Here is a 3886-nt window from a genome sequence, read left to right as displayed (position 1 = left end):
GCGGCGCCCCAAGAAACCCGGCTCCGCCGGGCACCGGGCTCCGCCCGGACCCTCCCCCAGACTCCGTCCGGGGGGACCCCCACTCAAACGCCGGCGGGGCTGAATTTGCCGGACCCCCGGCTCACGTGGCGGGCGGAGCGGGCTGGGCTTCTGGGGCTCCGCCCCAGACCCCGCGCCTCAAACGCCGGCGGGGCTGAATTTGCCGGACCGCGGCTACGAACGCCGGCGAGGCTGGATGCGCCGGACCCTGACCCCCGGCGTCGGCGGAGGGCCGTCCCGGGGCGGGGCGGGGTTTGGGGAATCGGGTGGATCGGGCGTCGTGGGCGGATTCCGGTCAACCCGTTGTATTGCACGGCAAGCCCTCGCTTAAGTGCCGTCCCGCCGGGGGAGGTTGGTGCTGCGAAGGCCTCGCCTTGGCAGAGGGGCGGGAGGTGCGGTGATATGGGCGCGGCGGGTACGTGCCGCAGCAGGCCGCGTCCCGCCTGCGGGCACGCCGTGGCGAGAGGTGGGGGTGGAAGGGTTGCTGAACGCGATAGGCCTGGACGAGGGCCAGGAGTCGGCGTACCGCGCGCTGGTCGCGCTCGGGGCGGCGGAGGTGCCGGACCTCGCGCACCGCCTGGCACTGCCCGTACCGCAGACGGAGCGCGCCCTGCGGCACCTGGAGCGGCACGGCCTGGCGGCGCAGTCATCGGCCCGCCCGGGCCGCTGGGTCGCCGCCCCGCCCGGGGTGGCGCTGGGGGCGCTGCTGACCCAGCAGCGGATCGAGCTGGAGCAGGCGGAGCAGGCGGCGGAGCTCCTGGCCCGGGAGTACCGGGGCGAGGCCGCCGAGTCGGCGGTGCACGACCTGGTCGAGGTGGTGACGGGCGCGAGCGCCGTCGCGCACCGCTTCCACCAGATCCAGCTGGGCGCGGCCCACGAGGTGTGCGCGCTGGCCAGCGCCCGGCCGCTGGTGGTGTCCGGGATGGAGAACGAGCCGGCCGAGGAGCAGGCCGCCGTACGGGGCGTCGCGTACCGGGTGGTGATCGAGCGGGACGTCCTGGGCCTGCCGACCGGCATCCGCGAGGCGTCGACGGCGCTGGCGCGGGGCGAGCGGGTACGGGTGACGCACCGGGTCCCGACCAGCCTGGTGATCGCGGACCGGGCCCTGGCGATGGTCCCGCTCACGGCCCGCGGCACGGAGCCGGCGGCCCTCGTCGTCCACGCCTCGGGGCTGCTGGAGTCGCTGGTCGGGCTGTTCGAGGCGGTGTGGCGGGAGGCGATGCCGCTGCGGCTGGGGGCCACCGGGGCGCCGGAGGAGTCGGACGGGGTGCCGGACGCCACGGACCTGGAGATCCTGACGCTGCTGCTGGCCGGGATGACGGACGCCAGCGTCGCCAAGCACCTGGAGCTCGGACTGCGCACGGTGCAGCGGCGCGTGAAGGGCCTGATGGAGCTGGCCGGGGTGACGACCCGCCTCCAGTTGGGCTGGCACGCGTACGAACGGGGCTGGGTGGCCCGGTAGCAGCAGGTCGGGCACGCTGAGCGCATGGATCTGCCTCAGCTGTTCCTGGTGGGGCTGGTCCTGCTGCTCGGGCTGCTCGGGGTGCTGGTCCCGGGCGTTCCGGGGACCTGGTTGGTCTGGGCGGCCGTGCTGTGGTGGGCGCTGCACGAGCGGACGGCGCCGGCGTGGTCGCTGCTGGTGTCGGCGACGGCACTGCTGCTGGTGGTCCAGGTGGTCAAGTGGCAGCTGCCGCCGCGGCGGCTGCGCGGGGTGGGCGTCACCCGCCGGATGGCGGCGTACGCGGGGGCGGGCGCGCTCCTCGGTTTCGTGGTGGTCCCGGTGCTGGGGGCGGTTCCGGGGTTCGTGGGCGGCATCTACCTGTGCGAGCGGCTCCGGCTGGGCACGCACGGGGAGGCGTGGGCCTCGGTACGGGCCGTGATGCGGGCGGTGGGGACGAGCGTGCTGGTGGAGCTGCTGGCCTGCCTGATGGTGGTCGCGGCCTGGGTGGGCACGGTCCTGGCGGGCTGACCTCCGCCGATCCGCCTCCTGCTCCTTTCCCCGCCGCTATGGCCGAAGCATACAAATCCGTGATCAGGAATCCATTGATCATCTTGCTCATGTCGCCCGGCCCCCCTTGGCACAGTGGAAGCACGAGCAGTCCGAACGACTGTGGGATGACCACAAGGGGGATCTGTCATGGGTACGGGTATCACCGGCGTCTGCGTCACCGGCCTCGGGGCCACCACCCCGCTCGGCGGCGATGCGGCGACGACCTGGCAGGCGATGCTGCGCGGCGAGAACGGGATCCGCGCACTGGAGGAGGAGTGGGCCGCCGATCTGCCCGTGCGCATCGCCGGGCGGGTGCGGCAGGAGCCGGCCGAGGTGCTGGACCGGGTGCAGGCGCGCCGCATGGACCGGTGCGAGCAGCTCGCGCTGGTCGCGGCCCGCGAGGCGTGGGCCGATGCGGGGCGGCCGGAGGTGGAGCCGGAACGGCTCGCCGTGGTGATCGGGACCGGGACCGGCGGGGCGCTGACCCTGCTCGGGCAGGACGACGTCCTGGAGGCCTCGGGGGTGCGCAAGGTCTCGCCGCACACCGTGCCGATGCTGATGGCGAACGGGCCGTCGGCCTGGGTGTCCATCGAGCTCGGCGCGCGCGGCGGCGCGCACACCCCGGTCAGCGCCTGCGCCTCCGGCGGGGAGGCCCTGGCGCTCGCCCTGGACCTGATCCGGCTCGGCCGGGCCGACGTGGTGGTGGCCGGCGGTACGGAGGCCTGCGTGGCCCCGCTGCCGTTGGCCGGGTTCGCCCAGTCCAAGGCCCACTCGACGCGCAACGAGGACCCGGCGGGGGCCTCCCGGCCGTTCGACGCCGGCCGTGACGGGTTCGTCATCGGCGAGGGCGCCGGGCTGGTCGTGCTGGAGCGGGCGGAGTTCGCGGCGGCGCGCGGGGCCCGGGTGTACGCGCGCCTGGCGGGGGCCGGGGTGACCTCGGACGCCCACCACATCACGGCCGCGCACGCGCCGGGTCAGGTCCGGGCGGTGCGGGCGGCGCTGGCCGCGGCCGGGCTCGCCCCGGCCGACGTCGCGCTCGTGCACGCGCACGCGACGTCGACGCCGGCGGGCGACCTGGTGGAGGCGCGGTCGATCGCCGAGGCGGTGGGCACGCATGCGGCGGTGACCGCGACCAAGTCGATGACGGGGCACATGTTCGGGGCGGCGGGGGCAGTCGGGGCCATTGCCGCGGTGCGGGCGGTGTACGAGGGGGTGGTTCCGGCGGTGCGCAACCTCGAGATGCTGGATCCGGAGATCGGCGGCCTGGACGTGGTTGCGGGTGGGGCGCGGCGCATGCCGGTGCCTGCGGCGCTGGCCAACGCGTTCGGGTTCGGCGGCCACAACGCCGCCCTCCTGTTCACGGCCGCCTGATCCCTCTTCCAGGCGCCGCTCGCGGGGCTCGGCGCCTGGGGCGCCTCACCCGCATCGCGCCGCTGCGCCGGACTCCGTCCGTCGGCCTGCCGGGCGGGGCCGGGGGCCGTGGCTCGGGTCGGCCGTTGCCTGCGGGGGTGTGCCGCTGCGCGGGGCCGTTCCCCTACCCGCCCCTTCCCGAAACCGGGCTCCGCCCCGGACCCCGTTCCGTGCGCTCCGCGCCCGGTGCGCTCAAACGCCGCGCGGGCTGGATTGTGCCGCTGCGCGAGGCCGTACCCCTACCCGCCCCTTCCCGAAACCGGGGCTCCGCCCCGGACCCCGTTCCGTGCGCTCCGCGCCCGGTGCGCTCAAACGCCGCGCGGGCTGGATTGTGCCGCTGCGCGGGGCCGTACCCCTACCCGCCCCTTCCCGAAACCGGGCTCCGCCCCGGACCCCGTTCCGTGCGCTCCGCGCCCGGTGCGCTCAAACGCCGCGCGGGCTGGATTG

The 3886-nt window shown here is 75.8% G+C and carries 3 protein-coding genes; all 3 read left to right on the top strand.

The window, feature by feature from the left end:
- Nucleotides 1-520: 520 nt before the first annotated feature.
- The 3 genes from ABZ924_RS38250 (at nucleotide 521) to ABZ924_RS38240 (ending at nucleotide 3400) form a co-directional block, all read left to right on the top strand.
- On the top strand, nucleotides 521-1501 hold the full coding sequence (locus ABZ924_RS38250) for a helix-turn-helix domain-containing protein (RefSeq protein WP_361920308.1): 981 nt from the start codon (nucleotides 521-523) through the stop codon (nucleotides 1499-1501).
- A 24-nt stretch (nucleotides 1502-1525) separates the two neighbouring features.
- Nucleotides 1526-2008: a DUF456 domain-containing protein gene (locus ABZ924_RS38245; RefSeq protein WP_361920307.1), complete on the top strand. Its 483-nt coding sequence runs from the start codon at nucleotides 1526-1528 to the stop codon at nucleotides 2006-2008.
- Nucleotides 2009-2176: 168 nt separating this feature from the next.
- Nucleotides 2177-3400, top strand: a complete 1224-nt coding sequence (locus tag ABZ924_RS38240) for a beta-ketoacyl-ACP synthase II (RefSeq protein ID WP_361920305.1) — start codon at nucleotides 2177-2179, stop codon at nucleotides 3398-3400.
- Nucleotides 3401-3886: the final 486 nt, after the last annotated feature.

The organism is Streptomyces sp. NPDC046876 (genome assembly GCF_040645035.1).
Lineage (GTDB): Bacteria > Actinomycetota > Actinomycetes > Streptomycetales > Streptomycetaceae > Streptomyces.
Note: the sequence above shows the minus strand (reverse complement) of the source record. Positions and strands in the feature narration are given on the sequence as shown.

Coding starts and splice junctions, on each gene's coding strand:
- ABZ924_RS38245 (WP_361920307.1), top strand. CDS start 1,526: ATGGATCTGCCTCAGCTGTTCCTGGTGGGGCTGGTCCTGCTGCTCGGG.
- ABZ924_RS38240 (WP_361920305.1), top strand. CDS start 2,177: ATGGGTACGGGTATCACCGGCGTCTGCGTCACCGGCCTCGGGGCCACC.